26 protein-coding genes are annotated in these 24,266 nt (G+C 71.4%); 17 read left to right on the top strand and 9 right to left on the bottom strand.

The window, feature by feature from the left end:
• The 5 genes from narI (at position 1) to ACWPOB_RS11370 (ending at position 4,146) form a co-directional block, all read left to right on the top strand.
• On the top strand, positions 1 to 732 hold the full coding sequence (gene narI / locus ACWPOB_RS11390) for a respiratory nitrate reductase subunit gamma (protein ID WP_455400865.1): 732 nt from the start codon (positions 1 to 3) through the stop codon (positions 730 to 732).
• A gap of 84 nt (positions 733 to 816) precedes the next feature.
• Positions 817 to 2,199, top strand: a complete 1,383-nt coding sequence (locus ACWPOB_RS11385) for a M16 family metallopeptidase (protein ID WP_455400864.1) — start codon at positions 817 to 819, stop codon at positions 2,197 to 2,199.
• Positions 2,200 to 2,282: 83 nt separating this feature from the next.
• On the top strand, positions 2,283 to 3,038 hold the full coding sequence (gene dapB, locus ACWPOB_RS11380) for a 4-hydroxy-tetrahydrodipicolinate reductase (protein ID WP_455400863.1): 756 nt from the start codon (positions 2,283 to 2,285) through the stop codon (positions 3,036 to 3,038).
• On the top strand, positions 3,035 to 3,511 hold the full coding sequence (locus ACWPOB_RS11375; RefSeq protein ID WP_100056171.1) for a hypothetical protein: 477 nt from the start codon (positions 3,035 to 3,037) through the stop codon (positions 3,509 to 3,511). Before dapB ends, ACWPOB_RS11375 begins: the two co-directional genes overlap by 4 nt.
• A gap of 152 nt (positions 3,512 to 3,663) precedes the next feature.
• Positions 3,664 to 4,146, top strand: coding sequence for a flavodoxin family protein (locus ACWPOB_RS11370; protein ID WP_100056170.1), 483 nt, complete (start codon positions 3,664 to 3,666; stop codon positions 4,144 to 4,146).
• A gap of 39 nt (positions 4,147 to 4,185) precedes the next feature.
• Here ACWPOB_RS11370 and ACWPOB_RS11365 read toward each other — a convergent pair whose 3' ends face one another.
• Together ACWPOB_RS11365 and ACWPOB_RS11360 are read right to left on the bottom strand one after the other, a co-directional pair.
• Complete coding sequence (locus ACWPOB_RS11365) at positions 4,186 to 4,623, bottom strand: SRPBCC family protein (RefSeq protein ID WP_100056169.1); 438 nt, start codon at positions 4,621 to 4,623, stop codon at positions 4,186 to 4,188.
• A gap of 60 nt (positions 4,624 to 4,683) precedes the next feature.
• Positions 4,684 to 5,211, bottom strand: coding sequence for a toxin-antitoxin system HicB family antitoxin (locus ACWPOB_RS11360; RefSeq protein ID WP_100056168.1), 528 nt, complete (start codon positions 5,209 to 5,211; stop codon positions 4,684 to 4,686).
• A 116-nt stretch (positions 5,212 to 5,327) separates the two neighbouring features.
• On the opposite strand from ACWPOB_RS11360, the gene thyX reads away from it, so the two are divergent.
• The 6 genes from thyX (at position 5,328) to ACWPOB_RS11330 (ending at position 13,503) form a co-directional block, all read left to right on the top strand.
• The gene (gene thyX / locus ACWPOB_RS11355) at positions 5,328 to 6,083 is read left to right on the top strand and encodes an FAD-dependent thymidylate synthase (RefSeq protein ID WP_006948294.1); all 756 of its coding nucleotides are present in this window, start codon (positions 5,328 to 5,330) and stop codon (positions 6,081 to 6,083) included.
• Between the two features lie 49 nt (positions 6,084 to 6,132).
• Positions 6,133 to 7,041, top strand: coding sequence for a 4-hydroxy-tetrahydrodipicolinate synthase (gene dapA, locus ACWPOB_RS11350; protein WP_455400862.1), 909 nt, complete (start codon positions 6,133 to 6,135; stop codon positions 7,039 to 7,041).
• On the top strand, positions 7,038 to 8,855 hold the full coding sequence (locus ACWPOB_RS11345; RefSeq protein ID WP_455400861.1) for a ribonuclease J: 1,818 nt from the start codon (positions 7,038 to 7,040) through the stop codon (positions 8,853 to 8,855). The genes dapA and ACWPOB_RS11345 overlap by 4 nt, the downstream gene beginning before the upstream one ends.
• Before the next feature lie 76 nt (positions 8,856 to 8,931).
• Positions 8,932 to 9,555, top strand: coding sequence for a TIGR03085 family metal-binding protein (locus ACWPOB_RS11340; RefSeq protein ID WP_455400860.1), 624 nt, complete (start codon positions 8,932 to 8,934; stop codon positions 9,553 to 9,555).
• Positions 9,556 to 9,645: 90 nt separating this feature from the next.
• Positions 9,646 to 12,306: a DNA translocase FtsK gene (locus ACWPOB_RS11335; RefSeq protein ID WP_455400859.1), complete on the top strand. Its 2,661-nt coding sequence runs from the start codon at positions 9,646 to 9,648 to the stop codon at positions 12,304 to 12,306.
• A 210-nt stretch (positions 12,307 to 12,516) separates the two neighbouring features.
• Positions 12,517 to 13,503 (top strand): TerC family protein, encoded by a 987-nt coding sequence (locus tag ACWPOB_RS11330; RefSeq protein WP_006948285.1) that lies wholly within the window; start codon positions 12,517 to 12,519, stop codon positions 13,501 to 13,503.
• 26 nt (positions 13,504 to 13,529) lie between these two features.
• Here ACWPOB_RS11330 and ACWPOB_RS11325 read toward each other — a convergent pair whose 3' ends face one another.
• Entirely contained in the window at positions 13,530 to 13,814 is a 285-nt protein-coding gene (locus ACWPOB_RS11325; protein ID WP_100058400.1) for a YciI family protein, read from the bottom strand.
• A gap of 42 nt (positions 13,815 to 13,856) precedes the next feature.
• Entirely contained in the window at positions 13,857 to 14,384 is a 528-nt protein-coding gene (locus ACWPOB_RS11320; RefSeq protein ID WP_455400858.1) for an amino-acid N-acetyltransferase, read from the bottom strand.
• A gap of 132 nt (positions 14,385 to 14,516) precedes the next feature.
• Between ACWPOB_RS11320 and pgsA the strand changes: the two genes are divergently transcribed.
• The 5 genes from pgsA to pspM all read left to right on the top strand — a co-directional run bounded on the left by pgsA (position 14,517) and on the right by pspM (position 18,082).
• Positions 14,517 to 15,173, top strand: coding sequence for a CDP-diacylglycerol--glycerol-3-phosphate 3-phosphatidyltransferase (gene pgsA / locus ACWPOB_RS11315; RefSeq protein WP_455400857.1), 657 nt, complete (start codon positions 14,517 to 14,519; stop codon positions 15,171 to 15,173).
• Positions 15,174 to 15,177: 4 nt separating this feature from the next.
• The gene (locus tag ACWPOB_RS11310) at positions 15,178 to 15,678 is read left to right on the top strand and encodes a CinA family protein (RefSeq protein WP_455400856.1); all 501 of its coding nucleotides are present in this window, start codon (positions 15,178 to 15,180) and stop codon (positions 15,676 to 15,678) included.
• A 145-nt stretch (positions 15,679 to 15,823) separates the two neighbouring features.
• Positions 15,824 to 16,222, top strand: coding sequence for a helix-turn-helix domain-containing protein (locus ACWPOB_RS11305; protein ID WP_006948280.1), 399 nt, complete (start codon positions 15,824 to 15,826; stop codon positions 16,220 to 16,222).
• Between the two features lie 194 nt (positions 16,223 to 16,416).
• Complete coding sequence (locus ACWPOB_RS11300) at positions 16,417 to 17,232, top strand: PspA/IM30 family protein (RefSeq protein ID WP_100059027.1); 816 nt, start codon at positions 16,417 to 16,419, stop codon at positions 17,230 to 17,232.
• Positions 17,233 to 17,272: 40 nt separating this feature from the next.
• Positions 17,273 to 18,082 (top strand): phage shock envelope stress response protein PspM, encoded by an 810-nt coding sequence (gene pspM, locus ACWPOB_RS11295; RefSeq protein ID WP_455400855.1) that lies wholly within the window; start codon positions 17,273 to 17,275, stop codon positions 18,080 to 18,082.
• A gap of 15 nt (positions 18,083 to 18,097) precedes the next feature.
• Here the strand turns inward: pspM and ACWPOB_RS11290 are convergent, their stop codons facing one another.
• Genes ACWPOB_RS11290 through ACWPOB_RS11280 form a run of 3 tightly spaced genes read right to left on the bottom strand, consistent with a single transcriptional unit; the run spans position 18,098 to position 19,999 of the window.
• Positions 18,098 to 18,703: an energy-coupling factor transporter transmembrane component T family protein gene (locus tag ACWPOB_RS11290; RefSeq protein WP_455400854.1), complete on the bottom strand. Its 606-nt coding sequence runs from the start codon at positions 18,701 to 18,703 to the stop codon at positions 18,098 to 18,100.
• Complete coding sequence (locus ACWPOB_RS11285) at positions 18,700 to 19,380, bottom strand: energy-coupling factor ABC transporter ATP-binding protein (protein WP_455400853.1); 681 nt, start codon at positions 19,378 to 19,380, stop codon at positions 18,700 to 18,702. Before ACWPOB_RS11285 ends, ACWPOB_RS11290 begins: the two co-directional genes overlap by 4 nt.
• 22 nt (positions 19,381 to 19,402) lie before the next feature.
• Positions 19,403 to 19,999, bottom strand: coding sequence for a biotin transporter BioY (locus ACWPOB_RS11280; RefSeq protein ID WP_455400852.1), 597 nt, complete (start codon positions 19,997 to 19,999; stop codon positions 19,403 to 19,405).
• 217 nt (positions 20,000 to 20,216) lie between these two features.
• On the opposite strand from ACWPOB_RS11280, the gene ACWPOB_RS11275 reads away from it, so the two are divergent.
• Positions 20,217 to 20,390 carry a hypothetical protein gene (locus tag ACWPOB_RS11275; protein ID WP_029543328.1) on the top strand — a complete coding sequence of 58 codons (174 nt, stop codon included), beginning with the start codon at positions 20,217 to 20,219 and terminating at the stop codon, positions 20,388 to 20,390.
• A gap of 12 nt (positions 20,391 to 20,402) precedes the next feature.
• Here the strand turns inward: ACWPOB_RS11275 and ACWPOB_RS11270 are convergent, their stop codons facing one another.
• Both ACWPOB_RS11270 and ACWPOB_RS11265 read right to left on the bottom strand, forming a co-directional pair.
• The gene (locus ACWPOB_RS11270; RefSeq protein ID WP_455400875.1) at positions 20,403 to 22,826 is read right to left on the bottom strand and encodes a bifunctional lysylphosphatidylglycerol flippase/synthetase MprF; all 2,424 of its coding nucleotides are present in this window, start codon (positions 22,824 to 22,826) and stop codon (positions 20,403 to 20,405) included.
• A gap of 59 nt (positions 22,827 to 22,885) precedes the next feature.
• The gene (locus ACWPOB_RS11265; protein WP_455400851.1) at positions 22,886 to 24,220 is read right to left on the bottom strand and encodes an alpha/beta hydrolase; all 1,335 of its coding nucleotides are present in this window, start codon (positions 24,218 to 24,220) and stop codon (positions 22,886 to 22,888) included.
• Positions 24,221 to 24,266: the final 46 nt, after the last annotated feature.

The raw sequence follows: 24,266 nt of genomic DNA, 5'->3' as shown, positions 1-24,266 counted from the left end.
ATGTCCGCCGGGGAGATCTTCTGGGACGTCGTGCCGTACGTCACCATCGCCGTGGTGGTGGTCGGTACGTGGTGGCGCTACCGCTACGACAAGTTCGGCTGGACCACCCGCTCGTCGCAGCTCTACGAGAGCCGGCTGCTGCGCATCGCCAGCCCGATGTTCCACTTCGGCATCCTCGTGGTGATCGTGGGGCACGTGATCGGTCTGCTCATCCCGCAGTCGTGGACCGATGCGATCGGTCTGAGCCAGCACGCGTACCACGTGCAGGCGGTGACGCTGGGCACCATCGCCGGGATCGCCACCCTCGTCGGGATCCTGTTGCTGATCTACCGCCGCCGCACCCGCGGACCGGTGTTCATGGCCACCACCGCCAACGACAAGCTGATGTACGTCGTCCTCGTCGCCGCGATCGTCGCGGGACTCGCCACGACCCTGATGGGCTCGGGTGTGGTGGGGGAGGAGCACAACTACCGCGAGACCGTCTCACCGTGGTTCCGCTCTATCTGGATCCTGCAGCCGCGCGGCGACCTCATGGTGCAGGCACCCCTGTCGTTCCAGCTCCATGCGCTGATCGCCCTGGTCCTGTTCGCGCTGTGGCCGTTCACCCGCCTGGTGCACGCCTTCAGCGCGCCCGTCGGATACCTGTTCCGGCCCTACGTGGTCTACCGCAGCAGGGACGTCGCTCCCAAGGGGCAGCTGGTCGGGTCGCGGCCGCACCGCCGCGGGTGGTGACCGGGAGGGGTGCGCGGCGGCGCGTGTAGTGTGAGATGTTCCGTCCAGCACACCCACTCGCCTGTAGGACCGTCGAACATCTTCATGGCCGCCACCCGCCGCTCCGCCGCCGCTCCGTCCGCCGCGACTCCGTCCGCCGCTGTTTCGTCCGTCGTTGCTTCCGCGTCGGCGCCCACCGAGCCCGACGCCGGGGTTCGGCGCACCCACCTGCCCGGGGGGCTCCGCGTCGTCACCGAACACGTGCCCGGCGTGCGTTCGGCCGCCGTCGGCGTCTGGGTGGGCGTCGGCTCCCGCGACGAGCAGCCCTCCGTCGCCGGTGCCGCCCACTTCCTCGAGCACCTGCTGTTCAAGGCCACCCCGACCCGGACCGCGCTCGACATCGCCGAACTCGTCGACGGGGTCGGCGGCGAGCTCAACGCGTTCACCGCGAAGGAGCACACCTGCTTCTACGCCCACGTGCTCGACGACGATCTGCCCCTGGCCGTCGACCTCGTCGCCGACGTCGTGCTGCGCGGCCGTTGCCGCAGCGCCGACGTCGACGTCGAACGGCAGGTCGTCCTCGAGGAGATCGCAATGCGCGACGACGATCCCGAGGATCTGCTCGGCGACGCGTTCCTCACCGCCCTGTACGGCGACCACCCGATCGGCCGGCCCATCATCGGTTCGGTCGAATCGATCGAGGCGATGACCCGCACTCAGTTGCACTCGTTCCACGTGCGGCGGTACACGCCGGACCGCATGGTCGTCGCCGTCGCCGGCAATGTCGATCACGACCACACCGTGGAACTGGTCCGTCGCGCATTCGCCGGGCACCTCGACCCCGCCACGACCGCCGCCCCGCGCCGCGAGGGCAGTCTCCGCCTGCGTACGACGCCGACGCTGAGCATCACCGACCGCGACGGCGAGCAGGCCCACCTGGCGGTCGGCGTGCGATCCTTCGGCCGCCACGACCACCGGCGCTGGGCGCTGTCGGTGCTCAACGCCGCCGTCGGCGGCGGCTTGAGCTCACGGCTGTTCCAGGAGATCCGGGAGAAGCGTGGCCTCGCCTACTCGGTGTACTCGGGTGTGGATACCTTCGCCGACACCGGCGCGTTCTCCGTCTACGCCGGCTGCCAGCCCGAGAACCTCGGCGAGGTCGCCGCACTCGTCCGCGAGGTGCTCGCCGACGTCGCCGAGAACGGCGTCACCGAGGCCGAGTGCGCCCGCGCCAAGGGTTCGCTGCGCGGGGCTCTGGTCCTCGGCCTCGAGGACACCGGGGCCCGGATGAACCGGATCGGTCGCAGCGAACTGAGCTACGGCACGCACTGGAGCGTCACCGAGACGCTCGAGCGGATCTCGTCGGTGAGTGCGGCGGAGGTCCGCGCCGTCGCCGCCGAGCTGCTGCACCAGCCGTTCGCCGCGGCCGTCGCCGGACCGTATCGCCGGCCCCGGGACCTGCCCGCCTCGGTGCGCGTCCTCGTCGCGTGACCGCGGGCTGAGCACGGTCGAGGTCGTCCGGTTGCGTAGGCTGCTGCGGGACGGCGATCGGACGAGGAAGCGTGGAGAGTCAAGTGAACGCAGCAGCAATTCGGGTGGGTGTGCTCGGCGCCAAGGGCAAGGTCGGACAGGCGATCTGCGCGGCCGTCGAGGCGGCCGCCGACCTCGAGCTCGTTGCCGCGGTCGACCGAGGCGACAGCCTCGAGGACTTCGTCACCTCCCGGGCGCAGGTGGTGGTGGACTTCACCCACCCCGATGTGGTGATGGGCAACCTGCAGTTCCTCGTCGAGCACGGCATCCACGCCGTCGTCGGTACTACCGGATTCGACGACGCACGACTGGACCTGGTCCGCGGCTGGCTGGCCGCGCAGCCGGAGGTCGGCGTCCTGATCGCGCCGAACTTCGCGATCGGCGCCGTGCTGTCGATGCGCTTCGCGCAGGCCGCCGCGCGGTTCTTCGACTCCGTCGAGGTCATCGAGCTGCACCACCCCAACAAGGCGGACGCGCCGTCGGGCACGGCCTACCGCACCGCGGCGCTCATCGCCCAGGCCCGCGCCGCGGCCGGCGTGGGCCGCAGCCCCGACGCCACCAGCACCGAACTCGAGGGTGCCCGCGGCGCCGACGTGGAGGGGGTGCGGGTGCACTCCGTGCGTCTGGCCGGGCTCGTCGCACACCAGGAGGTGCTGCTCGGCACCCAGGGCGAGACCCTGACCATCCGCCACGACTCGATCGACCGGTCCTCCTTCGCGCCCGGCGTGCTGCTCGGCGTCCGTGAGATCGGTGGCCGGCCCGGCCTCACCGTCGGCCTCGACCCCCTCCTCGACCTGTGAGGAGCGACCTGGTCAAGGTCCTCGCGCCGATCACCTTCATCGTCGTCGCGCTGGGGTTCTACTTCGTGCTGCTCGGCGGGCGCGGGCTCGAACTGGTGCGCTCCGGCAACGCCGCGGCCGTCGGGCTCGGCATCGGCGTGCTGCTGCTGCCGTTGGTGGGCGTGTGGATCGTCTACGCCACCCTGCGGGCCGGTTTCCAGCACCAGCATCTGTCCCGGCGGATCCATGAGGAGGGCCTCGAACTCGAGGTGCGCGACCTGCCGCGCCGGCCCTCGGGCCGGATCGACCGCGACGCCGCCGACGCCCTGTTCGAGCGGGTCAAGAAGGAGTGGGAGGCCGACCCGGACAACTGGCGCAACTCCTACCGTCTCGCCCGCGCGTACGACTACGCCGGCGACCGCGGCCGGGCCCGGGAGACCATGCGCCGTGCCGTCGCGCTCGAGAAGCTCGAGCGCACGCAGTCCGCCGACTGATCGCGCGCCCCGGCGTCGAGCGAATGTATCGTTCATCTCCTCAGCCGTAGCGGGCGATACATTCGCTCGGTCCACGCCCCGGTCCACGCCCCGAACGCGGTTGTGGTTGCGGGGCAGGAACACCGATCGGTCGGCGACGTACCCTGCAGGGTGTGACCGAGGCCCCCGCCGACGGTGAGCGCACTCTGCTCGTCGTCCACCACACCCCGTCCCCGTCGACCCGCGAACTGCTCGAGGCGGTGCTGGCCGGGGCGCATGACCCCGACATCACGGGCGTGCGGGTGCGGACGGTGCCCGCGCTGGGCGCGACGGTGCCGGACGTGCTCGCCGCCGACGGTTACGTGTTCGGCACCACCGCGAACTTCGGATACATGTCGGGGGCACTCAAGCACTTCTTCGACACCGTCTACTACCCGTGCCTCGATGCCGTCGCGGGCCGGCCGTACGGGTTGTGGGTACACGGCAACAACGACACCGCGGGCGCCGTCGCCTCGGTGCGCAAGCTCGTCACCGGCCTCGCTTTGGCGCAGGTCACGGAGGACCTCGAGATCACCGGGCCGATCGACGCGAAGGTCCGTGAACGCTGCTACGAACTCGGGGCGACCGTCGCGGTGTCCGTGTCGGAGGGGTACTGACCGTCCGGGAAACGCGGGCACCGGACACCGCGCGGCGCGTCAGAGCTGCTTCTCGACGAACTTCGTCAAGCCCCGCTCGGCGGTCTCCATTGCCATCTTCTGCGCCTTCTTGACCATGAAGCCGGGCAGCGGGATCTTCGGATCGATCGTGAGGGTGAAGTCGACGCGGGTGCCGATCTCGGTGGCGGTGAGGGTGTAGGTGCCGTCCTGCTGGTGCTGCTGGTGGCTCTCGACCAGGGTCCAGGACATCGATTCGTCGCCGTTCCAGTAGTAGTCCACCACCTGCTCGTCGTGGAGGCCGATGATGGAGACGGTCATGCGCACGCGGTGCGGGCGGCCGTCCGGGTGGGTGGTCTCGACGACGACGGTCTTGTGGGGCCCGGACCACTCCGGCAGCCGGTCGACCGCGGCGATTCCCGCCATCACGCGACCCGGGTCGGCCTTGATCTCGAAACTGCTGGAACTGCTGACGGCCATGGGCTCACTTCCTCGTCTTTCGGGTGACGTGCGTCGGCAATGTACCGCACGGCCTCCCGCTCAACCGTCCTCGCGCTCGGACGGTTCCGGCGATCCGGACGGACCGGGCCCGGTCTCCTCGGCGCGACGCGTCGCGGCGCGCTCGTCCGCGCGGCGCTGATACCGCATCTGCTCGCGCAGCGCCCCCTGGACGGCCTGCGACACCCACGAGTTCAGTGACACGCCGTTCTGGGCCGCCGCCTCCTCGGCGCGTGCCTTGATCTGCTCGACGAGGCGCAGCGTCACCCGGCTGATGTCCCCGGTGACGTCCTCGAAAGTCGGTGCGGCGCCCGTGGTTTCGGTAGGCGCGTCCGTGCGCACCTCGAGCACCGCCTCGCTGCCGTCGAGACGCACGGTGACCACCCGGTCGCCGAGCTCCTTCGAGATCTCCGCCGCCATGTCCGACAGCGCGCGCAGCACGGCCAGGCGGGCGGGCGCGGCGACCGCTGTGGCCAGGGCTGCCGCGGTCCGGCGGGTCTGTTCGTCGCCGAGCTCAGCGGCGGCGACGAGGGACTCGGTGATCGCGTCCAGGTACGGATCGAGGTTCATGACGCCATACTGATGTCAACAATGATGTCAGTCAAGGCGTCGACAAGCGGCCCGCGTCCGGTGCCGCCCGCGGCGGCGCTACGGTTCGACTGGATCGACAACCTGGAGGAGAACCGATGGCGCCCGAGCCCGTCACGCTGAAGGTCAGGCTGGTGGCCAAGACCGAGTTCGTCCCGCCCGCCGACGTGCCGTGGGAGACCGACGCCGACGGCGGGGAAGCACTCGCCGAGTTCGCCGGCCGGGCCTGCTACCAGAGCTGGTCCAAGCCCAACCCGCGCACGGCCACCAACGCCGGGTACCTACGCCACCTGCTCACCGTCGGGCACCTGTCCGTGCTCGAGCACGGCTCGGTGAGCTTCTACATCACCGGCATCTCCCGGTCCTGCACCCACGAACTCATCCGGCACCGGCACTTCTCCTATTCCCAGCTGTCCCAGCGGTTCGTCCGCGGCAGCGACGCGCCGGTCGTGGTCCCGCCGGCCGTGGCGGGGGATCCGCGGCTCGAGGAACTGTTCCTCGCCGCCGCCGAGTCCAGCCGGGCCGCGTACATCGAACTGCTCGACGCGCTCGACGCGAAACTGTCCCACCTGCCCGAGGGGCCGATCCGCGCGAAACAGGCCCGCGAGGCCGCGCGATCGGTGCTGCCCAACGCCACCGAGACCCGCGTCGTCGTCACCGGCAACTACCGGTCCTGGCGGCACTTCGTGGCCATGCGCGCGACCGAGCACGCCGACGTCGAGATCCGCCGCCTCGCCGTCGAATGCCTGCGTCAGCTGCAGGACGCCGCGCCGAACATCTTCGGCGACTTCACCATCACCCGCCTGCCCGACGGCTCCGAGGTCGCCGCCAGCGCCTTCGCCGCCGACACCTGACCGGCAGGTGTGTGTGGAACAGCCCCCGTCACGCGGTAGCCTTCTGACCATGACCAACGGTGATTCCGCATCTGCTGTCGAGCTTCCGTTCGGCACCATCGCCACAGCGATGGTGACCCCGTTCACCGCCGACGGCAAGCTCGACGTGGACGCGGGTGTGCGTCTTGCCGCCTACCTGGTCGACGGCGGCTGCGATGCGCTGGTTCTCGCGGGCACCACCGGCGAATCGCCGACCACCACCGAGAACGAGAAGCTCGAGCTGATGCGCGCCGTGCTCGCCGCGGTGGGGGACCGCGCGAAGATCATCGCCGGCGCCGGCAGCAACGACACCGCCCACAGCGTCGAACTCGCCCGCGACGCCGCGCGGGCCGGCGCCCACGGCCTGCTCGTCGTCACTCCGTACTACTCGCGGCCGCCGCAGGCCGGGCTCTACGCCCACTTCACGGCCGTCGCGAACGCCACCGACCTGCCGGTCATGCTCTACGACATCCCACCGCGCTCGGTCGTCCCGATCGAAACGGAGACGCTGCGCCGGCTCGCGGAGCATCCGCGCATCGTGGCAGTCAAGGACGCCAAGGGCGACCTCAACGCCGGTGCCGAGCTCATCGGCACCACCGACCTGAAGTTCTACTCCGGCGACGACCCGCTGAACCTGCCGTGGTTGTCCGTCGGCGCCGTCGGATTCGTCAGTGTCATCGGGCATCTCGTCCCCGGCCGGCTGCGCGAGCTGTACGACGCCTTCCAGGCCGGCGACCTCGTCCGCGCCCGCGCGGTCAACCTGAGCCTCATGCCGATCCTGCGCGCCGTCTCCCGCCTCGGCGGGGTGAGCGCGTCGAAGGCGGGTCTACGGTTGATGGGTCTCGACGTCGGCGAGCCCCGCCTGCCCCAGGTGCCGCCGACCTCTGCGCAGATCGACGCGCTCGCCGCGGATCTGCACGCCGCGGGGGTGCTCGCGTGAGCCGCCCGTCGCGCGGCCGGGGCCGCGCCACCCGCAACGCCGGACCGCCCAGCGGCCGGCCCGTGCGCCGTACCGTGCAGACCTCGGCCAACACCCAGCGACCCGATCCGCGCAAGGTGGCGGACATGTCGGGGCGCCTCGGCACCCCGCCGAAGGCGCCGCCCAAGGGCCTGCGCGTCGTCGCACTCGGCGGCATCGGTGAGATCGGCCGCAACATGACGGTCTTCGAGCATCAGGGCCGGCTCCTCGTCATCGACTGCGGCGTGCTCTTCCCCGAGGACCAGCAGCCCGGCGTCGACCTGATCCTGCCGGACTTCCGGCACATCGAGGACCGCATGGACGACGTCGAAGCCGTCGTCCTCACCCACGGCCACGAGGATCACATCGGGGCGGTGCCGTTCCTGCTGCGCCTGCGTCCCGACATCCCGGTCGTGGGCTCGAAGTTCACCCTCGCGCTCGTCGCCGCGAAATGCCGCGAGCACCGGCTGCGGCCCAACCTCGTCGAGGTCGTCGAGGGGGACAAGACCACGCACGGCCCGTTCGAGTGCGAGTACTTCGCCGTCAACCACTCGATCCCGGACGCGCTCGCCGTCGCCGTCCGAACCGAGGCCGGGCTCGTGCTGCACACCGGCGACATCAAGCTCGACCAGTTGCCGCTCGACGGCCGCCTCACCGACCTCGCCGGGTTCTCCCGGCTCGGTGACGAGGGCGTCGACCTGTTCCTCGTCGACTCCACCAACGCCGAGGTGCCGGGCTTCGTGATGCCCGAACGCGAGATCGGCGGCGTCCTGGACAACGTCATCGGCAAGGCCACCCAGCGCGTGATCGTCGCGTCCTTCGCCAGCCACGTGCACCGCATCCAGCAGGTCGTCGACGTCGCCGGGCGGTACAACCGCCGCATCGCCTTCGTCGGACGGTCGATGGTGCGCAACATGCAGATCGCGCAGGACCTCGGCTACCTGCGGGTGCCGGACGGGCTCGTCGTCGATCTCGACACCGCCGCGACATTGCCCGACAACCGGCTCGTGCTGATCTCCACCGGCTCGCAGGGTGAACCGCTGTCCGCGCTGTCGCGCATGGCGCGCGGCGAGCACCGCCAGATCAACATCAAGGCCGATGATCTCGTCATCCTGGCTTCCTCCCTGATCCCGGGCAACGAGAACTCGGTGTTCGCGGTCGTCAACGGCCTCGCCAAGCGAGGCGCCACCGTCGTCACCCAGCAGAACGCGAAGGTGCACGTCTCCGGCCACGCCTCCGCGGGCGAGCTGCTGTACCTGTACAACGCGGTGCGCCCGACGAATGCGATGCCGGTGCACGGCGAATGGCGGCACCTGCGGGCCAACGCGGCGCTGGCCGAGGCGACCGGGGTGCCGCGGGACCGGATCGTGCTCGCCGAGGACGGCGTGGTCGTCGACCTCGTCGACGGGCTCGCGGAGATCGTCGGACAGGTACCCGTCGGCCACGTCTACGTCGACGGCCTGTCCGTCGGCGACGTCGGCGAATCGACCCTGTCGGACCGGTTGATCCTCGGCGAGGGCGGCTTCATCTCCATCTCCGTCGCCGTGGACGAGAACGGTCGCGCCGTGAGCACCCCGGGGGTGTCCGGCCGTGGCTTCTCCGACGACCCGGGAGCGCTGTCCGAGGCCGCGCAGCTCGTGGACAAGGTCCTCAACGAGCTCGCCGCCGAGGGCATCGACGACGCCCACCGCATCGCCCAGGCGATTCGCCGTGTCGTCGGGCGCTGGGTGTCCGACACCTACCGTCGCCGGCCGATGATCGTGCCGACGGTGATCACCGTCCCGGGCCCGGCGTAACCGTGCCGGCGCGGCCGCAACCTGCCGCGTCGGACGGTCCGGCGCTACCGGACGGTCCGGCGCTACAGTGGGCCGCGTGAGCCTCGCCCGTGACGAACGACACGCACTCGTCCGCACCATGACACAGACCGGTCCCGACGCCCCCACCCTGTGCGGGGACTGGACCGCCCGGGACCTCGCCGCCCACCTCGTGGTCCGCGAACGCCGGATCGACACGATGCCGGGAATCGTCCTGCCGCCACTGGCCGGGCACACCGAGCGGGTGCGCGCCGGGGCGGCGGGACGGTCGTGGGAGCAGCTGCTCGCCGACATCGAGTCCGGACCGCCGGTCTGGTCGCCGCTGTACCTCGTCGACGGGCTCGCCAATGCCGCGGAGATGTTCGTCCACCACGAGGACGTGCGGCGCGCCGCGCCCGGGTGGGAGCCGCGACCGCTCGACCCGTCGACCCAGGACCGCCTGTGGCAGATGGCCCGGCAGATCGGCCGGCGCGGCTATCGCGGCACCGACGTCACGGTGGTGTTCGAACGCCCCGACGGCACCCGCGCGACGGTCCGGCGTCGCGGGCCGCGCACCGTGGTCCTGCGCGGAGAACCCGCCGAACTGCTCCTGCATGCGTTCGGCCGCGACGAGGTGCGCGTCGGGACGTCCGGGGAGGCAGCCGACGTCGCGGAGGTCGCCGCATCCGATCGCGGCATCTGATCCGTCCCGGCGCCGATGTGACCACCGCGTGCGGCTGATGCCGGTGTTGCGGATGGTTCGGTTGTGGACATTGCGACTAACCTGACGGGTATGGCAGGAAAGTCGGGTGCCCGCGGATCGTCGTCAACGACCTCACGGTCGAGGTCGGGCGCGCGCGGCTCGTCCGCCGCCGCGGGCTCGTCGTCGCGGACGAAGAGCAGCACCCGCAAGCCCGCCACGACGACCCGCCGGCAACCGGCGGCGAAGCGCCCGGCCCGCGCCACCACCCCCCGGCGCAAGGCGCCCGCCCGTTCGTCGCGGGGCAGCGTCCTGCACACGCTCGGTCGCGGGATCGGAAGCGGCTGGACGATGATCGCCCGCGGTGTGGGTGCCACCACCCGCACGATGGGCAGGGTGACGGAGGTCGAGCACGGCCACCGCCGCGACGGCATTGCCCTTGGGCTCATCGCCGCGAGCGTCGTCGTCGCCGGCACCGTCTGGTTCGCCGTCGGTGGCCCGCTCGGGGGCTGGCTCGAGACCGCGGTCCGCGCGGTCGTCGGCGGCGCCAGCGCAGTGCTGCCGCTGGTGGGCCTCGTGATCGCCGTCGTCCTCATGCGCACCGAGCCGCGGCCGGAGATCCGGCCCCGGCTCGTCCTCGGGTCGCTGCTCGTCGCGCTGCCCGCACTCGGCCTGTGGCACATCGCCTCGGGTATGCCGGACGACGGCCCGGGCCGGGAGGGTGGCGCCGGGTTCGTCGGCTATCTGGTGGGCGGACCCCTCACCGACGGTCTGACGGTGTGGCTGTCGGTTCCGTTGCTGCTGATGGCGGCCGGCTTCGGGATCCTGCTGCTCACCGGCACGACGATCCGGGAACTGCCCGGCATGTTCCGCGACTACTTCGGTCTGCACTACCGAGCCGACGACGAGTACGGCGAGTACGACCCGGACCCTGCCGACGGCTACGACCCGGAGCGCGACCCGACCCTGTTCGACGCCGACGGCTACCCCGTCGAGCGGCGCACCCGGACCCGGCGGCGCACCCCGGTCGAGAACTACCCCACGGACGAGTTCGACGGCGACGCCCGCACCGAGGTGCTGCCCATGTGGGAGCCGGATCCGGCGCCCGCCGCGCCGCCGGCGCCCGAACCCGAACCGGTGCCCGAACCGCCGCGGGCCCGCACCCGGCCCAAGGCGGCCCCCGCACCGGTCCCGCCGGCGGAGGAGCCCCCCGCCGACGACAAGCTCGAGCCGCTCGTGCCCGATCGGGTGGTCGAGGGCGACTACACCCTGCCGTCGCTCGGGCTGCTGCTCGAGGGCGATCCGCCCAAGCAGCACAGCTCGGCGAACGACCAGATGATCGAGGCCATCACCGAGGTGCTCGAGCAGTTCAAGATCGACGCCGCCGTCACCGGCTTCACCCGCGGCCCGACGGTCACGCGGTACGAGGTGGAACTCGGCCCGGGTGTGAAGGTCGAGAAGATCACCGCACTCGCCCGCAACATCGCGTACGCCGTGGCCACCGACAACGTGCGACTGCTCGCGCCGATCCCCGGCAAGTCCGCCGTCGGCATCGAGGTCCCGAACTCGGACCGTGAGCTGGTGCGTCTCGCCGATGTGCTCGCCGCACCATCGACCCGCAAGGACCACCACCCGCTGGTGATCGGGCTCGGCAAGGACATCGAGGGCGACTTCGTCTGCGCGAACCTGGCGAAGATGCCGCACCTGCTGGTTGCCGGCTCCACCGGCTCCGGTAAGTCGAGCTTCGTCAACTCGATGCTGGTGTCGCTGCTCGTGCGCGCCACGCCGGACGAGGTCCGGATGATCCTCATCGACCCGAAGATGGTCGAGCTCACGCCCTACGAGGGCATCCCGCACCTGATCACGCCCATCATCACCCAGCCGAAGAAGGCGGCCGCCGCCCTCGCGTGGCTGGTGGAGGAGATGGAACAGCGCTACCAGGACATGCAGGCCAACCGGGTGCGGCACATCGACGACTTCAACACCAAGGTCAGGTCCGGCGAGATCACCGCGCCGCTCGGCAGCGAGCGCGTCTACCGGCCCTACCCGTACATCCTGGCGATCGTCGACGAGCTCGCCGACCTGATGATGACGGCCCCGCGCGACGTGGAGGACGCGATCGTGCGGATCACCCAGAAGGCCCGCGCCGCCGGCATCCACCTGGTGCTCGCCACGCAGCGGCCCTCGGTGGACGTCGTGACCGGCCTGATCAAGACGAACGTGCCGTCGCGGCTCGCGTTCGCCACGTCGTCGCTGACCGACTCCCGGGTCATCCTCGACCAGCCCGGTGCCGAGAAACTCATCGGCATGGGCGACGGCCTGTTCCTGCCGATGGGCGCCGGCAGGCCGATCCGGATGCAGGGCGCGTTCATCACCGACGAGGAGATCGCGGCCGTCGTCGACTTCGCCAAGAACCAGAAGGAACCGGAGTACACCGAGGGCGTCACGACGGCGAAGGCGGGCGAGAAGAAGGACGTCGACCCCGACATCGGCGACGACCTCGACGTTCTCCTGCAGGCGGTCGAGCTGGTGGTATCGAGCCAGTTCGGTTCGACGTCGATGCTGCAGCGCAAGCTGCGCGTCGGCTTCGCGAAGGCGGGTCGGCTGATGGATCTGATGGAGACCCGCGGCGTCGTCGGTCCCAGCGAGGGGTCCAAGGCGCGGGAGGTCCTGGTCAAGCCGGAGGAACTCGACGGCCTGTTGTTCTCGATCCGCGGCGGCGGGGACGGGGAGGCGCCGGCGCCGGCGGAGTAGGGCCGGCGGCACGGTTCGATGCCGCGACCCGCATGTGGTTGAATGGGAGAAGTGGAGGGGAGTATCCCCTAACCCGCGGCAGTTCCGTCAACACGTGCGACACCGATGTCGTTCCGGGGCTGCCGACCTCGAAGCCGCACCGTCGAGCTGCGATCCGAGGTGGGAGAGACCTCCGGTGGTTTGCTGTACCTACCGGAGGAATATCTGCCGATGCATGTCACCCCGCTCACCTGGATCGTCACCATCCTGGTGATTCTCGGGCTCTTCGTCTTCGACTTCTACGCCCACGTCCGCAAACCGCACGCGCCGTCGCTGCGCGAGTCAGGCTTCTGGTCGGCGGTGTTCATCGGCCTCGCCGTGGTGTTCGGCGTCGTGGTGTTCGCGATCTGGGGGCCGACGTACGGCGGTGAGTACTTCGCCGGTTACGTCACCGAGAAGGCCCTCAGCGTCGACAACCTGTTCGTGTTCGTCATCATCATGTCGACCTTCGCGGTGCCGCGCGAGTACCAGCAGAAGGTGCTCACGATCGGCATCGTCCTGGCGCTCGTGATGCGCGGGGCGTTCATCGCCGTGGGTGCCGCGGCCATCAACGCCTACAGCTGGGTGTTCTACCTGTTCGGGGCGTTTCTCATCTACACCGCGATCAAGCTGATCCGCGAGCACGGAGACGAGGTCGAGCACGAGAAGGAGCGGGAGAACCGCATCGTCTCGCTGGTCCGCAAGGTGTACCCGACCACCGACGAGTACCACGGCGACAAGCTGTTCACCCGGATCGACGGCAAGCGCTTCGCCACCCCGATGCTGCTCGCCCTCGCCGCCATCGGCTTCACCGACATCCTGTTCGCGCTCGACTCGATCCCGGCGATCTACGGCCTCACCAGCGAGCCCTACCTGGTGTTCACCGCCAACGCGTTCGCCCTGATGGGCCTGCGGCAGCTGTTCTTCCTCATCGGCGGTCTGCTCGAGCGGTTGGTCTACCTGTCCTACGGCCTGTCCGTGATCCTCGCGTTCATCGGCGTCAAGCTGGTGCTGCACGCGCTGCACGAGAACACCCTGTCGTTCGTCAACGGCGGTGAGCACGTCGCGGTGCCGGAGATCTCGACCTGGCTGTCGCTGGGCGTGATCGTCGGCGTGCTGGTGGTGACGACCGTCGCGAGCCTGCTCAAGACGCGCAGCGAGAAGGCCGACCTCACCTGACCTTCCCGCCGTGCCGGTGATGGGCGTCAGTCGTTGAAGACGCCCATCACCGGAAGCCACTCCGTGATCCGGACCTCGTCGACCAGGCCCTGACGGGCGAACGGATCCTGAGCCATGACCTCCCGCACCGCCGGCTCGTCCGCGGCCTCGACGACGATCAGTGCGCCCGACCCGTCGACCCACGGTCCGGTCGCGCGCACCGTCCCGGCCTCGACGAGTTCTCCGAGCCAGCCCCGGTGGGCGGGCCGGTGCTCGTCGCGGCCGCTCGCGGTGGCCTCGGAGTAGGTGTACTCGACGGCGAACAGGGGCATGGGTCCTCGCATTCGTGACAGGTGGACGGAAGGAGCGGCGGCTCAGAGCGTGAGCAGCATCCGGGTGTTTCCGAGGGTGTTCGGTTTGACGTAGCTCAGATCCAGGAACTCGGCGACACCGGTGTCGTACGAGCGGCACATCTCCGCGTACACCTCGGCGGTGACGGGTGTGCCGTCGATCTCGGTGAATCCGTGCCGGCCGAAGAACTCGACCTCGAACGTGAGCACGAACAGCCGTTCCAGTTCGAGTTCGTGGGCGACGTCGATCAGGCGGGACACCACGAGGTGGCCGACCCCGCGGCCCTTGACCCGGGGATCCACCGCGACGGTCCGGATCTCGCCCAGGTCGGACCACAGCACGTGCAGGGCCCCGCAGCCGACCACGGTGCCCGCCGTCTCGGCCACCCAGAACTCCTGCACGGCCTCGTACAGCGTGACGAGGTTCTTCTCCAGGAGGATCTTGCCCGAGTAGATGTCGACCAGCCGCTTGATCTCCGGAATGTCGCCGGTTCGCGCACGTCGTACGAGGATGCGGTCGTGAGTCTCCTGGTCCGTCGTCCGCGAAGTCATAGTGGTGAACAGTAGCCGGTCGCTCTACCGATATTGTGTCCGTGTGCCGGTCGGATCCCCATGCTCACGTGTCGCCCCGGCGGACCCGGGTCCGCCTCGTCCTGCGGCGACGTCCGTGGCGCGGAGGCCGGCGTGAGCGCGCCGCATCCGGAGGTGGCCGGAACCGGCGGTGCGGCGGCGGCTCCCGGGCCGCATGCCCCCGCGGCCGCGGGGGCGGTGCCGCTGTGGAACATCGCCAACATCCTCACCATGCTGCGGATCGTTCTGGTGCCGGTCTTCCTTCTGGTGCTGTTCGTCGGCGACGGTCACGACGTCGCGTGGCGCATCGCCGCGACGGGTGTGTTCGCCGTCGCGGCGATCACGGACCGCATCGACGGTCAGCTCGCGCGCAAGTACGGACTCGTGACCGATTTCGGCAAGCTCGCCGATCCGATCGCCGACAAGGCGCTCATCGGCGCCGCCCTCGTGGGCCTGTCGCTGCTCGGTGACCTGTCGTGGTGGGTGACCGGCATCATCGCGGCCCGCGAGCTCGGCGTCACGGCGCTGCGCTTCTTCGTGCTGCGGCACGCGGTGATCCCCGCGAGCCGCGGCGGCAAGGCCAAGACCCTGGTCCAGACGCTCGCGATCGCGCTGTACCTGCTGCCGCTGCCGGAGGCGGCGACGCCCTTCGCCGTCGCGCTCATGGGGCTCGCGGTGATCCTGACGGTGGGCACCGGCATCGACTACGTGGTCCAGGCGGTGCGGCTGCGCGCCGGCGTGCACCGCGTCGAGCAACAGCACGGGGAGTGAGGCGGTGCCCGACCCGCTCGTTCCCGGCACCGCGGCCGCGGAGCTGGTCGCGACCCTGGCCGCGCGGCGGCAGACGGTGGCCACGGCCGAATCACTCACGGCCGGGCTGATTGCGGCGACGATCGCCGGGGTACCCGGCGCGAGCGTGGTGCTGCGCGGTGGGCTGATCGTCTACGCCACCGACCTCAAGTCCACCCTGGCCGGCGTGGACCCGGAACGGCTCGCGGCGGACGGGCCGGTCTCCGAGTCCACCGCCGCGGCCCTGGCCGAGGGCGCAGCGGCTCGCTGCGGAGCGACGTGGGGCGTGGGCGTCACCGGCGTGGCCGGACCGGACCCGCAGGACGGGCATCCGCCGGGCGCGCTGTATCTCGGGATTGCCGGGCCGGGCGGCACGGTGGTCACCCGCCCGCCGGTGCGCGGGGACCGGTGGGACATCCGGGCCGGGGCGGCCCGTGCCGCCGTGTCGGGCCTACTCACCCGCGTGCGCGGCGCCGCGGGGATGTAGTGTCTTGACACCGCGGTACCGGTGGCAGCCGGACCCGTGCGGAGCCGCGCCCGGCAGGGTTTTCGTGCCCGGGCGGGGAGCCGGGAACCCGGCGACGTGCGTCGTGCGTTGACGGGTTGAGCGACGACGGACGAAGGAGGATGGGATGGCGCTGTTGTTGCGTGAGGCAATCGGTGACAGTCTTCGGCGCACCCGCGTTTCGCAGAGCCGCACCCTGCGTGAGGTCTCCAGCAGCGCCCGGGTCAGCCTCGGCTACCTCTCCGAGATCGAACGCGGGCGCAAGGAGGCGTCGAGCGAACTGCTCGCCGCGATCTGCGACGCCCTCGACGTCCCCTTGTCCGACGTGCTCTTCGACGTCAGCGAGTCGCTTGCCGATGCGGTTCCCGCCCGCGGCCGGACCCCGGTGGGGGCGGCGGCGGGTCTCGGGGCCGAGCCGAAGTCCCGCGACTCGGACGCCCGCGCCGCCGAGCATGCGGCGCTCGTGGCCCAGGACACGCGTGTGGTGATCCCGCCGCCGGCGGCACGCGCGCTGGCCGCCGCATAACATGGAGGACGGACCGCGCCGGCCTGGCCGGACGCGGCCGAAAGCGACACAATTCGGGTCACCACCGGGGGGTGGCTCGGGACACACGGCGGCCGGGTACGCGGGGATCACACGGCCGACCGGAAACGGTGCGCGAGGGCCGCGCACCGGGTCGCGTTCGCCGCGGCGTACCAGATGGAGGCAGGATCACACCCATGGCTAATCCGTTCGTCAAGGGTTGGAAGTACCTGATGGCGCTCTTCAACTCGAAGATCGATGAGAAGGCCGATCCGAAGGTCCAGATTCAGCAGGCGATCGAGGACGCGCAGCGCCAGCACCAGGCACTGTCCCAGCAGGCCGCGTCCGTCATCGGCAACCAGCGTCAGCTCGAGATGAAGCTCAACCGTCAGCTCGACGAGGTCGAGAAGCTCAACGCGAGCGCGCGGCAGGCCGTGCTCATGGCGGATCAGGCCAACGCCGCCGGCGACACCGAGAAGGCCATCCAGTACACGAACGCCGCGGAGGCGTTCGCGGCCCAGCTGGTGACCGCCGAGCAGTCCGTCGAGGATCTGAAGGTGTTGCACGATCAGTCGCTGCAGGCCGCGGCGCAGGCGAAGAAGGCCGTCGAGCAGAACGCGATGGCTCTCCAGCAGAAGGTTGCCGAGCGCACCAAGCTGCTCAGCCAGCTCGAGCAGGCCAAGATGCAGGAGCGCGTGAGCGAGTCCCTGCGCTCGATGGACTCGACGCTCGCCGCGCCCGGCACCACGCCGAGTCTCGACGCGGTCCGCGAGAAGATCGAGCGTCGCTACGCCACCGCGCTCGGATCCGCCGAGCTCGCGCAGAACACGGTGCACGGCCGCATGCTCGAGGTTCAGCAGGCCACCGTCCAGATGGCCGGCCACAGCCGTCTCGAGCAGATCCGGGCCTCCATGAAGGGCGAGGCGCTGCCCGGCGCGGCGGCACCCGCGACCCCCGCGGTCAACCCCACCAAGGAACCGCCGTCGGCGGCGGGAAGCGCCGGCTCGCAGTAGCGCCGGCGTCGACGGCAGACGGCAGAAACGCGGCAACGCAATGAACACACCCGCACGCGGCCGGACCGGACAGTTCCCCGGTCCGGCCGCGGCTGCGCTCCGGGACATGACCGGCAGCGTGGTCGAGGCGGCGCGCCGCTGGAACGACCCCGCGGCCCGGTTGCGCCGCAAGAAGCGCCGCGCCCGTCGTCGTGCCCGCCTCTTCGGCGCCGCCTCCGGAATGAGCGGTGTCGGCACCGCGACGCTGGTGGCCGCGTCGGCTCCCGACTGGACCATCGTCGCCACCGGGGGGACGACCGCCGCGCTCGTCGTGCCCGCCGCGCTGGCGGTGCGTACCTTCCGGCGCCTCGACGCCGTGCCCCTGCCGCCGCCGGCACCCGCCCGCCGGGCCCTGCCGCCGTCGGGTTCCGTCGCGCGGGCCCCGATGGCCCGGCTGGCGAGCGACGAACAGAGTCTCGCCCAGCTGCTGTCGGTGCTGGCCCGTTCCCGCACCGTCGCCGCCGACGACCTCGAGGAGATCGCCGCGGCCGCCCGGGAGGCATCCGCCGCGCTCGAGGCCGTCGCGGTGGATGTGGTCGCGCTCGAATCCGCCGCCCGGGACAGCGCCGCCGCCGGGGCGCACCTCGGGGCGGCCGTCGCGGCCGCCGGAAAGCGACTCGACACGGGCGTCGACCAATTCGAGGAACTCGTTGCCGCCGCGGCCCGGCTCGCGGCGGCCCCGGACGGAACCCGCTCGATGGCCCTGCTCGACCGCCAGCGCGCCGAGCTGATCTCGGCCTCGGACCGGCTCGAGAGCTGGGCCCAGTCGTGGCGGGAGATCCAGCAGATCGAGGGCCGCTACCGGTACTGACGTCGTACCGGTGGCTCAGTCGTCCAGGCCGCGGGCGACGAGGGCCTCGCCCATCGCCTCGGCGGTCAGCAACGCCCCCACGACGACGGGCACCGCCAGGGCCCGCAGCGAGAAGCCGAGCCCGCGGGCCTTGCGTGCCTCGGTCACCTGCGCGACGATCCCGCCGAGCATCGGGACGGCCCGGACGGTCATCACCAGCACGAGGCCGACCCGCTCCGGATCCACGCCGACCCGCCGGAACGGGCCCAGCCCCGCCACGATCGCATCGAGCATGTCGCTCACCCGGGTGGTCAGCGTCACCAGCGCGGCGAGGGCCACGGCAACCAGCAGCTGACCGGACACCACCACCGCCCGCTCCCAGCCGGCGAGCAGCACCTGGAACGCCGCGATCACCACGAGCATCCACAGCAGCGGCCGGAGCTGTCGCAGTGCGGGCCGGGGCGGGATCCGCGCCAGCAGGTAGAGCCCGAGCACGATCACCCCGGCCACCGGCACCTGCCACGGCTGTCGCATCCACACCGTGAGCGCGACGATGAGCACGGCGGTGACCAGCAGCTTCGGGCCCGCCGGCGCCCGGTGCAACGGCGACGACGCGCGATGGTACAAGCCCAGGGTGCTCACGCGACCAGCCTGCGGTAGTAGTCGATCGCCGGGGCGGGCGCGTCGTCGGCGACGACGCGCCCATCGTCGACGACGAGCACCCGATCGAAGCCGGTCAGCAGGTCGAGATGGTGGGTGACCACCACCAGTTGCTGCTCGAGGTCGGCGAAGGTCCGCGCGATCAGCCGGGCGTTGCGCAGATCCAGCAGCGTGGTGGGCTCGTCCGCCACCAGCACCTGCGGCTCGGTGACCATGATCGCCGCGAGGGCCAGGAGCTGCTTCTGCCCGCCGGAGAGCAGGTGACTCGGGTGGTCGTGGTGCCCGGCCAGCCCGAAGTCGGCGAGCACCCGCCGAACCCGCTCCGCGCGCTCGGCCTTGTTCAGTCCGCTGCGGCGCAGGGAGAAGGCGACGTCTTCCGCGACCGTGGGCATCACGATCTGATGGTCGGGATCGGTGAAGACGAATCCCACGCGCCGGCGCACCTCGCGGGCCTTGCGGGCGGTGTCCAGGCCGTCCACCGTGACCGTGCCGGCGGTCGGGATCACCAGCCCGTTGATCATCCGGGCCAGGGTGGACTTGCCGCTGCCGTTGGCGCCGACGATCCCGACGCGGCGCTCGGTGAGGGTCACGTCGATGCCGTCGAGGACGGTGCGCTCACCGTAGGCGTGGCCCACCTGCCGGAAGCGGATCTCGCTCATGCGGTCGTGCCCGGCCCGGCGCTCAGCGCGCGGGGTCGGTGGCCGGGCGTGCCGGTGCGCTCGGGCTGAGCAGGGCCGGGTAGGCGCGGTGCACCTGGGCGGCGACGACCGCCGTGACGACGGCCTTGAGCAGGTCACCGGGCAGGAAGGTGGCATTCGCGCTCAGCGCCGCCCACAGCGTGAGATCGGTGCGTGCGAGCATGCCGGCGATACCGAAGACGTAGAGCACGACGATGCCGCCGAGCACGTTGACGGCGATGCCCGGCAGCACCCGGTAGCGGGGCAGCATGCGCGCCGAGAGCCAGCCGATCACCGCGACGGCGGGAAGCCAGCCGAGCAGGAAGCCGACCGTCGGCCCGGCCAGCGCCGTGAGGGTCGTGCGTCCCCCGGCGAGCACCGGCAGCGCCAGGCCCAGCACGATCACCGTGGCCACCGACAGCACGCCCTTGCGGACGCCGAGCAGCGCCCCGGCGAGCATCACGCCCAGCGTCTGCAGCGTGATCGGCACACCCGACGAGCCGACGGTGATCTGCCCGGGCAGACCCAGAGCGATGATCAGGGCGGCGAACACGGCGATCTGCGCCAGGTCGCGGGCGGGCGTGCGGCGGGTCGAGGACACGATTCTCAGCCTTCTGACGAGGGGACCGAACCTGTCGAGGGTATGTCGCCGCGGCGTGCACTTTCTCACCACCCCGCTCCGGGCCGGCCCCCGAACAGGGCCGCACCGGCCTCCGGGTAACCACCCATCTTTCCCTGATCTCTGCGTTGACCTGGTGTTTTTCCGTCCGTGGGGTGTCACGATCGACAACGAACGGCAACGACGCAAGGAGAAGACGATGTTCTGGAAGATCGTGGGTGTGGTGGCGCTGGTGTGGATCGCCCTCGTGGTGGTCGGGGCGCTCGCGGAGCACCTGTTCGGGATTCTCGTGGTGAGCGCGCTGATCTTCGGCGGCTACATGCTGTACAAGGCCGTGGCCGGCAGCAAGGACGACCACATCACCCACGTGTGAGGTCGCGGCGGCTCAGCGGCGCAGCAACTGCGCGAGCAGCCGGCGACCCTGCCCGAGCGACACGTCGGGCAGGTACGCATGACCGACGGCGATGCCGATCGTGGGCAGTGCCGCGGCGTCCGGGAACACCATGTACATGGGCCGGCGCTGCGGCTGGAACTTCGCCTTGAAGGCGAGCAGTGACCGGAAACCGTAGACCGGCTCGAGGGTGCGGCCCAGCAGGTCGAGCAGCGCGTCGAGCGCGCCGCGGTCGAGCGCGCCGGCCGACGGGTCGGCGCCGGCGAGCGGCGCGCCGGACAGGCTGAGGAAATCGAGGCCCTGTTCCTGCGCGGACATGGCGGCCGAGGCGATGAGGAACTCCATCGCGGGACGGAAGCCGTCGGAGCGGCGGCGCATGAAGTCCAGGGTCAGGCCGACCAGGGTGCCGTCCCGGTAGACCGGCATCCACGACGTCACGGCGTGCACGTGGTCGTCCGCGTCGATCGCCAGGAGCAGCCGCACCTCGGGGTCGCGCAGTTCCTCGAGCCCACCGAGGGTGAAGCCCATCTCGGGGAGGCCCTTGTCGGCGACCCATTCCTCGGAGATCTCGACGATCTGCTCCGTCACCGGCAACGGAGCCTCGGTGAACGTCGTCCACCGCGCCTCCACACCGTCCTTGGCGGCGCGGTTGAGGGCGGTGCGGACGTCCTGGAACTTCTTGCCCTTGAACACGAGGCCGGGAAGCACGACGACCGTCTCCTCGGCCACCCGCAGACAGCTCCAGCCGTGGTCCCGGGCGATCGCGGCGGTGTCCTCCCCGACGGAGTAGAAGCACGGGGTCCAGCCGTTGCCGAGGCAGTACGCGGCGAACTCGTCGATCGCGTTCTCCAGGCCGGCCGGATCGCCCACGGGGTCGCCTGTGGTCAGGGCGACCCCCGAGTGCACGCGGTAGGCCACGGCGTGCCGGCCGTCCTCGCCGAACCAGTAGTGGTTGCCGGGCCACGTCGTCATCCACGACAGCGAGGTGCCGCCGGGGGAGTGCAGCAGTGCACGCACCCGGTGTTCGTCGCCGGGATCGTGCCCGAGCGCGGGGAGCAGGAAGCTGCGGACCATCAGCAGGCAGAACGCGGCCCACACCAGCACCCCCACCCACTCGAACAGCAGCGTGGTGGCCGGGGTCAGCGGCAGTACCGGCGGCTCGAACAGCTGCAGATACACGGGTGGGACGAGACGGCGCGGCGCGTCGCGCACCAGCGTGGCGGCGCCGGGGTCGCGGTCGAAGCCGTCGGCGAGCAGTACCCCCACCACCACGTAGGTGACGAGCGCGGCACCCGCCGCGGCGGCGGTGCCCAGCCACACCCGCGGATACGTCCCGCGCGGGGCGCGCACCTCGAACAGCCGGCGGGTCACCAGCAGCAGCACGAGCACCGCGACGAGGGCCAGCAGCGGAGCGAGCTCCATGTACACCGAGCTGGTGCGGCGGGTGCCGTACAGCAGCGACCGGGTCTCTTCCTGCTCGGTGATCTGCACGACCGCACTGACGGCGGCCACCGCGATCAGGGCGACGTGCCCCCACACCGAGAGCAGCCACGCGGCGCGGCGGCCCCGGCGCAGTCCCTCCGCACCCACGAGCAGCACCGCCGACGGCATCAGGTTCATCACCAGCGGTCCGATCCCGGACAGGCGCAGCGCCTGCCGGCCCTTGCGGCACTCGTCGCGCAGGGCCGGGTCGGCGCAGATGTCGACCAGTTCCCGCGCGCTGTACGGGACCTGGTCGAACAACTCCCGCAGCGCCGCGAGCGGCCCGATGGCGTGGGGGGAGAACGCCGCCAGGATCGGGCCGAGGACGCTTGCGGCGACCACCAGCGCCACGAGGGTGCGGCGCTCCCGCACGGTGCCGCCGAGGGCCGGGCCCCGGGCCGCGCGGCCGAACAGCACGGGTCCGAGGAACAGGCCCGCCAGCGCCGCGCAGAGCCGCACCACGTCCTGCAGGTGCCCCGCGAACAGGGCGCTCGTCACGAGGAACACCAGCACCAGGGTGCGGATGCGGCGCCGCCACAGCGTGCCCATCGCCGCGGTGGCGGCGAGCAGGGTGCCGAGCACCCACGGCAGGGGATCCTCGGTCAGGTGCCCGTGCAGTTCGAAGCCCCACGAGTTCGGCACGGTCGACGCCAGCAGCGCCACCAGCAGGGCGAGCGCGGCGCCCGCGCCCTGCGAGAGCGCCGCGGCGAGCGCGAATCTGCGGCTGCCGAGGCGGTTCTCCACCGGCACCGCGACGGCGAGGATCGCCACGCTCGACAGGACGTACTCGCCGAGGCCGGACGCGAAGAGCCCGGACGTCCAGAGCACCCACGGATGGCCCTCGCCGAAGCTACGGGTGCCGAGGGAGACGTCGAGGGCCAGTTCGTGGGACGGCCCGCGCCACACGGACCCGGTGGCGATCGCGAGCACCCACATCGCCGCGAGCAGGGTGAGACCGACGGGGGCCCGGCGCAGCGCCGCGACGCTGCGTGCGATCACGGGGCGACGAGGCCGAGTCGGCGGCTGAGCCACGGCAGCTCCTTCTCGAGTCCGGCGGACCACACCGCGAAGCTGTGCGCTCCCGGCAGTTCCGTGAGGTGGACGTCCATGCCGGCGGCCCGGGCCGCCGTCGTGAGTTGTTCTATTCCCGAACGGTATTCGCTGTCGTCGAGGCCCACGACGAACGCCCCCGCCGAGCCGGGGTAGCGGTTGCGGGCCAGCAGGTCGGCAGGGTTGTTCCGCGCGAACGCCTCCGTGTCGCCGCCGAACACCTCACGGATCGTGCGGTCCCGGTCGCCGAGGGTCGGCTCGGCCTGGCCGGAGAAGTCGAGGAACGTGGGGTACACGTCGGGGCGGGCGGTCGCGAGCTGCAGCGCGCACGTCCCGCCGTACGAGAGACCGCCGATCGCCCAGCCCGCCGGATCGTCGTCGACCTGCAGGTGCTCGCGGACCCAGGCGGGCACGTCGACCGCCAGGTAGGTTGCGGCGTTGCCGAGGTGGGAATCGGCGCACAGCGGGTTGTCGAACTGGCCGCCGGTGCCGTCGGCGAGCACGACGACCGGTGCCAGCCCCTCGTGCTCGGCCGCGAACGCGTCCATGATCTGCGGCAGCCGGCCCCCGATCAGCCAGTCGTCGGTGCTGCCGGGCTGGCCGGCGAGCAGCACCAGCACCGGGAGTTCGGGGCGCGGCTCGGCGAAGTAGGCGGGTGGCAGGTAGATCCGCGCGTCGCGGGCGCGGAATCCCGAGACGGCAGCGGGGATCGGGGTGGTCGTCACCGCGCCGGTCGCGGGCAGATCGGCCGGGGGCGACCAGTTCTCGGACAGCGGTTGCCGAGCGATCGTCGCCGTGGCCGGTGCCAGGGCCACGTCGAGCGGCACGGTGCGGTAGTCGGTCATGCCGAGGGCGGAACGCACGGTGGGGTAGGCGTCGAACACCGCGTTGATCCGCCCCGCACCCGCCACCGCCACCGCCAGCGCGGCGACGACGAGGGCGGCCGCGACGAGCGGACGCGCCCGGTCCCGGCGGCGGACGAGCCACCGGCCGGCCAGGAGCACCACGGCGAGGACGGCGAGGGCGGACCACGCGTACACATCCCGTGGTAACCGATCCGGGAACGGTCGCCACACCTGCTCGACGAGCACGGCGGCGAGCACCACCAGCACCAGGGTCAGCGCGACGGTCGTCGGAATCCCCATCAGGAGCCAGCGGCGGTGCCGTCGTGCGGCCAGGGTGGCCAAGCCGGCGACGGTGAGGACGGTGAACACCACGGCCGCCGCCGTCGTCGTCAACCGCACGTCGAGCGCTGCTTCGACGAGCCCGGACCACGACACGACGTCCAGTATGCGCGAGGCCCCCACCCGCGCATCGGGATCGGCG

This window comes from Rhodococcus sp. 2H158, from assembly GCF_053764755.1.
This window is presented reverse-complemented; position numbering and strand designations above follow the sequence as displayed.

Coding starts and splice junctions, on each gene's coding strand:
- narI (WP_455400865.1), top strand. CDS start 1: ATGTCCGCCGGGGAGATCTTCTGGGACGTCGTGCCGTACGTCACCATC.
- ACWPOB_RS11385 (WP_455400864.1), top strand. CDS start 817: ATGGCCGCCACCCGCCGCTCCGCCGCCGCTCCGTCCGCCGCGACTCCG.
- ACWPOB_RS11365 (WP_100056169.1), bottom strand. CDS start 4,623: ATGGCCGTCAGCAGTTCCAGCAGTTTCGAGATCAAGGCCGACCCGGGT.
- ACWPOB_RS11360 (WP_100056168.1), bottom strand. CDS start 5,211: ATGAACCTCGATCCGTACCTGGACGCGATCACCGAGTCCCTCGTCGCC.
- thyX (WP_006948294.1), top strand. CDS start 5,328: ATGGCGCCCGAGCCCGTCACGCTGAAGGTCAGGCTGGTGGCCAAGACC.
- dapA (WP_455400862.1), top strand. CDS start 6,133: ATGACCAACGGTGATTCCGCATCTGCTGTCGAGCTTCCGTTCGGCACC.
- ACWPOB_RS11335 (WP_455400859.1), top strand. CDS start 9,646: ATGGCAGGAAAGTCGGGTGCCCGCGGATCGTCGTCAACGACCTCACGG.
- ACWPOB_RS11330 (WP_006948285.1), top strand. CDS start 12,517: ATGCATGTCACCCCGCTCACCTGGATCGTCACCATCCTGGTGATTCTC.
- ACWPOB_RS11325 (WP_100058400.1), bottom strand. CDS start 13,814: ATGCCCCTGTTCGCCGTCGAGTACACCTACTCCGAGGCCACCGCGAGC.
- ACWPOB_RS11320 (WP_455400858.1), bottom strand. CDS start 14,384: ATGACTTCGCGGACGACGGACCAGGAGACTCACGACCGCATCCTCGTA.
- ACWPOB_RS11305 (WP_006948280.1), top strand. CDS start 15,824: ATGGCGCTGTTGTTGCGTGAGGCAATCGGTGACAGTCTTCGGCGCACC.
- ACWPOB_RS11300 (WP_100059027.1), top strand. CDS start 16,417: ATGGCTAATCCGTTCGTCAAGGGTTGGAAGTACCTGATGGCGCTCTTC.
- pspM (WP_455400855.1), top strand. CDS start 17,273: ATGAACACACCCGCACGCGGCCGGACCGGACAGTTCCCCGGTCCGGCC.
- ACWPOB_RS11285 (WP_455400853.1), bottom strand. CDS start 19,380: ATGAGCGAGATCCGCTTCCGGCAGGTGGGCCACGCCTACGGTGAGCGC.
- ACWPOB_RS11275 (WP_029543328.1), top strand. CDS start 20,217: ATGTTCTGGAAGATCGTGGGTGTGGTGGCGCTGGTGTGGATCGCCCTC.
- ACWPOB_RS11270 (WP_455400875.1), bottom strand. CDS start 22,826: ATGTGGGTGCTCGCGATCGCCACCGGGTCCGTGTGGCGCGGGCCGTCC.